Annotated in this window: 3 protein-coding genes and 1 pseudogene; 1 reads left to right on the top strand and 3 read right to left on the bottom strand. The window is 70.9% G+C overall.

All coding sequences use genetic code 11. The features are described from left to right. Positions 1–102, top strand: a pseudogene (locus ACFW6B_RS39665) (ABC transporter ATP-binding protein); the annotation flags it as partial. Between the two features lie 41 nt (positions 103–143). Here ACFW6B_RS39665 and ACFW6B_RS39660 read toward each other — a convergent pair. The 3 genes from ACFW6B_RS39660 to ACFW6B_RS39650 are packed head-to-tail and all read right to left on the bottom strand — an operon-like array spanning position 144 to position 4,751. Continuing rightward, on the bottom strand, positions 144–1,292 hold the full coding sequence (locus ACFW6B_RS39660; RefSeq protein WP_386604528.1) for a glycosyltransferase: 1,149 nt from the start codon (positions 1,290–1,292) through the stop codon (positions 144–146). Continuing rightward, positions 1,289–4,213, bottom strand: coding sequence for a CDP-glycerol glycerophosphotransferase family protein (locus ACFW6B_RS39655; RefSeq protein ID WP_386604526.1), 2,925 nt, complete (start codon positions 4,211–4,213; stop codon positions 1,289–1,291). Before ACFW6B_RS39655 ends, ACFW6B_RS39660 begins: the two co-directional genes overlap by 4 nt. 37 nt (positions 4,214–4,250) lie before the next feature. After that, a complete protein-coding gene (locus tag ACFW6B_RS39650; RefSeq protein ID WP_386604524.1) occupies positions 4,251–4,751 on the bottom strand; it encodes a GtrA family protein in 501 nt (166 codons plus the stop codon). Positions 4,752–4,955: the final 204 nt, after the last annotated feature.

Below are 4,955 nucleotides of genomic sequence, written 5' to 3'. Positions count from 1 at the left end.
GACACCTGCGACCGCGTGCTGTGGCTGGAGCGCGGCGAACTGCGCATGGACGGCCCGACCGCGGACGTCCTCAAGGAGTACGAGAAGTTCACGGGCAAGTAGGCGCACCGGGTCCGCCGAGCGCGTGCCCCCGGACGGGCCGCTCAGCGCTCCAGGAACGCGAACAGTGCCTCCCACCTGCGGACGATCTCGTCCGTGGTGAAGCGCTGCACGTTCGCGCGCGCCGCGTCTCCCATGGAGTCCCGCAGCGCCTTGTCGGACATCAGCGTGTCCAGCCGGCGGGCCAGTTCACCGGTGTTGCCGAGGGCGGCCAGCAGACCGTCCTCGCCGTCCCGGACGATCTCGCGGACGCCGGGCGCGCAGTCGAAGGCGGCGCACGGCAGACCGGCGGCCATCGCCTCCATGAGGGCGAGGGGGAAGCCCTCGCCGCGTGAGGAGAGCGCGAAGACCGAGCCCCCGCGCAGGGCGCCCGGGACGTCGTTCGTCCGTCCCATCCAGTCGACCGAGCCGTCGAGCCCGAGGGCGGTGCACTGCTTCCGCAGGATCTCCTCGTCCTCGCCGGAGCCGTAGATCCGCAGCCGCCAGTCGGGGTGGAGCGGGGTGACCTCGGCCCAGGCGTCGAGGAGCATGTCGATGCCCTTCTGGTCGTGCAGCCGGCCCACGCTGACGACGGCGTTCCCGGTACGCGGCGAGGGCACCTCGGGCACGAACGGGAGGGGGTTCGGCATGAAGGAGGCGTTGTTCATGCCCTGCCCGATCCACAGGTCGGCGTCCTCACGGGTGAGCGCGAGCATCCGGTCGACGTCCTTGTAGTGCTTCAGGACCCGTCTGAAGCGCGAGGTCGTCCGGCAGTACGCGTAGGACTCGTGGCTCATCCCGACGACGGTCAGCCCGCGGGTGTCGGCGAGCTCCACCCATTCCATGGCCCACACCTGGGTGACGATCACGACGGCGCCGGGGCGCGCGGCCCGGAACAGCGCCGTCAGCTCGGCGGCCTTCGCCCGCATGCCCGCCGTCCGCTCGGCGCGCAGCCTCCGCCCGGCGACGTCGAGCCGCCCCCTCAGGCCGCGCGCCGGTCCGACCCGGGGCGGGTGGACGTCGTACAGCGTCGTGGTGGGGTACGGGAGTTCGCCCAGTTCCTGCGGCACGGCGGGCTCGGTGACGCCCACGACGTGCACGCGGTGGCCGCGCTCTGTGAAGAGCCGGGCCATCTGGTGCGACCAGGTGGTCACCCCGCCCAGTTCGTCGACGCTGTTGGAGACGAGGAAGACGTCCCGCCGCGGGCCGGTCACGCGTGCCTCCAGTGCCCGAAGAACTGGTCGACGACGCTCCGGGCCGCCGTCCCCTTGTCGTACTCGCCGAAGTCGGCGAGGAACTGCTCGCGCCTGGGCGCGTACTTGACGGACTGTTCCTCCAGCGAGCCGAGCACGGCGTGCAGTTCGTCCTCGGTCCGCACCACGGGTCCCGGCGCCCGCTCCAGCAGGTCGAAGTAGGTTCCGCGGCCCTCGTGGACGTACGCGTCGTAGTCGTACGCGAAGAAGAACATCGGGCGGTCGAGGAGGGCGTAGTCGAACATCACGGACGAGTAGTCGGTGATCAGCCCGTCGGCGAGGGCGAGCAGCGGGGTCACGTCGTGGATCGCGGTGACGTCGACGACCCGGCCGCGCACGGACGGCGGGAGCACGAGGTGGTTCAGGTAGTGGGAGCGGACCAGGAGGACGTAGCGGTCGCCGAAGGCGTCGGCGAAGCGCTCGACGTCGAAGGGAAGCTCGAACCGCCGCTGTCCGCCGCCGCGCGTGCGGAAGGTCGGGGCGTACAGGAGGACCTGCCGGTCGCCGGGGACGCCCAGTTCCGCCGCCAGCGGCCCGCGTTCGCGCCCGCCTCCGGCCGCCTCCCGCTGTCTGGCCCGTACGAGGGCGTCGTTGCGCGGGTATCCGACGCGCAGCAGGGTCCGCTCCTTCAGCCGGAACGCCCGCGCGAGGGTGCGCACATCGTGCTCGGAGCGGATGAGGAACCGGTCGAAGCGGTCCAGTGTCCTCTGCTGTTCGGCCTGCGCCTCACGGGACTTGAGCTTCCATTCGGCCTCGTCGAAGCCCATCCGCTTGAGCGCGGATCCGTGCCAGGTCTGGATGTACGTCGTGCCCGGCCGCTTGGTCAGCTTCAGCGGGTAGCTCTGGTTGTCGACCCAGAACTCGGCCTGCGCGAGCGCCCGGAGGTAGGGCAGCGACCAGCGGCGCACGAGGGTGGCGTCGTCCGGGAAGCCGGCCGGGCTGCCGGTGTACGACCAGACCGGCTCGAACTCCAGGCCCTGGCGGCGCATCTCCTCGTAGAGCGCCCGGGGGCTGTCGCTGTACTGGCGGCCCAGGTGGCTCTCGAAGACGACGAGCCCCTTGCGGTGGGGCAGCCGGCTGAACACCTCGTGGTAGACGCGGATCTTGGTCTCGCCCGAGGTGAGTTCCTTGCGCAGGGAACGGGCCCTGCGGTACCCGGTCTTGGCGAGGGTGGCGGCCCTGCCGTGCACACCGCGCAGCACGACGACGTTCGCCTTCTTGTCGGGAACCAGCCGGAAGGAGAGGTGTCCGCGCGAGGAGACGACCGGCTCCATGCCGTCGGCGACCAGCCGGGTGAGCCGGGGCCTGACGGGCACCTTCCCCGCGGCCGGACCGGGGTCGGCGGCAGTGATCCGCGTGCTGGTGCGCACGCCGTCGACGTCGAGGTGGAGCCGTACGTCCCACACGGCGTCCACGATGCCCAGCGGCCGTACGGCCAGGAGGTTCGCCGCACTCTCCCAGGCGACGGTCCCGCCCTCGTGCCGTACGTGCGTCACGGGGAAGCGGAAGGTCTGGAAGCGCACCCCGGGGCGGCGGGCGTAGAACTCCAGCTCGCCGGCGATCCGGGCGCCGGGCGGGATCACCCCGAGCGGGTTGGTGACGCGCCCGGCGAGGCGGACGGTCGCGCCGGTGCTCTCGTACGAGGTCAGCACGTTGCGCAGGAACATCCGGTCGACCGGCTTGACGTGGTGACCGAGTTCGGTGACGTCCAGGACGTGCCGGCCGAAGGGGTCGTCGAGGTGCTCGGCGCACCAGTACACGCGGCCGTCGCGCTCCACGAGCGGCGAGGAGATCTTGTCGCGGTTGGCGAGCGTGTCCACGGCGGGCAGCAGGTTGTCCCAGTCGCTCACCTGGAGGAGGTAGGCGCAGATGGCCTGGACGGGTTCGGTCTCGTCGAAGGCCGCGCGGTCGATCGACTCCAGGTAGTGCCGGGCGATCGCCGCGAACTCCTCGCGGAAGGCCGCGTCGCGGAAGGGCAGTTCGCGCAGGTGCAGCACGAGGTCGTGCTTGAGGAACTTCACGTCCTTGGCGAACTTCAGCTCCAGGAGCCCCTTGTCCGCGAGGAGTCGGTCGACCCTGCGGTGGATCTCCATGCGGTGCGCGAAGTTGGCGATCTCGTCACGCCGGTTGCTGATGGACTTCGCCGCGGCGCTGTCGGCGACCCGCCAGTCGTACACCCGGTTGGGGATGAGGGTGATGCGGCGGGCGGTGGCGTACGCCTGGGCGGAGAAGAGCAGGTCCTCGTAGTGGATGCCGACCGGGAAGCGCAGCCCCTCGTCGAGCAGGAACCGCCTGCGGTAGCACTTGTTGGTCGACAGGGTGTCGAAGACCAGCAGGTCGGGCAGTTCGGAGATCGACTCCAGGGTCCGGGTGCGCTCGTACAGCCAGGGGTACCACTTGACCTCCTTGCCGGTGCGCGAGTCGACGTGCACGCGCACGCACAGTCCGGAGACCAGGTCCGCTCCGGTGGCCTCGGCGGCCTCCAGCAGGTTGCGGCAGGCGTTGCGCTCCAGGACGTCGTCGCTGTCGAGGAAGACGACGTAGGCACCGCGGGCCTCGGTGATGCCGCGGTTGCGGGGGGCGCCGCAGCCGCCGCTGTTCTCGGGCAGCCGGCAGGCGCGGACCCGGCCGGGGTGCGCCGCGGCCAGCCCGCGCGCCACCTCGTACGAGCCGTCCGTGCTGCGGTCGTCGACGACGATCACCTCGACGTCGCGCAGCGTCTGGTCCAGGACGGAGCGCACGGCCGTGGGCAGCCTGGCCGCGTCGTTGTAGACGATGACGACCACGGAGACGGCGGGCTTCCCCGGCCCGGACCCGGCGGACGCGTGATGTTCGGCGGGCACGTGATGTTCGGCGGATGCGCGAGGTTGATCCACGTTCATCCTATTAATCGTAGACATTCAAGCCCGATTTGGATTGCTATCGACCGTTCTTCGCGTGTTGGAACACCCACGTCCGGTACACCACGAAGCGGAACGCCGAGGCCAGGACGATCGACAGCGCCTTGGCGACGTTCGAGCCGAGCGGGCCGTCCATCCCCAGCCCGTGATAGCCGGCGTAGAACAGCACGCTCTCCATGGCGACGCCGAGCCCGCTGAACGCGAAGAAGAGGGCGATCTGACGCCGGGTGCGCGAGGCCCGGTCCCGGTAGGCGAAGTAGCGGAAGCCGAGGTAGTTCGACCCCATGGCGACACAGCTCGCGACCACCGTGGCGGTCATCGGCGCCCACCTCAGGCCGTGCAGCGCCAGGTTGAAGACGAGGATGTTGACGGCGACCCCGCTGCCGCCGACGACGGCGAACCGGGCGACCTCCAGGGCGAGCCGACGGGCCCTCGGGGCGCTCGGGGCGGAGCGGGGGCGGACGACGGGGGCGGGCAGGGTCGCGACGGGGGCCCGGCCCTCGGAGAGATGCACTGTCACGGGTCCGGATCCTCCACAGGTCTGTCCTCGGTCGAGGCCACCTTAAGCGAAATATCCTATTTGCCGGGTATAGGTAAATCGCGAGCCGGGATTTCGCCGGAGAATCACCGCGGACGGGCGGCAGGGCCGAACCCGACCCCTCACGACCGGGCCCGCTCCCGCACACGCGAACGGGGGCGCCCCGGGCCATGACCGGCCCGGGGC

Origin of the sequence: Streptomyces sp. NPDC058751 (assembly GCF_042746485.1) — a bacterium.
Lineage (GTDB): Bacteria > Actinomycetota > Actinomycetes > Streptomycetales > Streptomycetaceae > Streptomyces.
The sequence above is the reverse complement of the archived record's forward strand: the minus strand, read 5'-3'. Positions and strand labels throughout refer to the sequence as shown.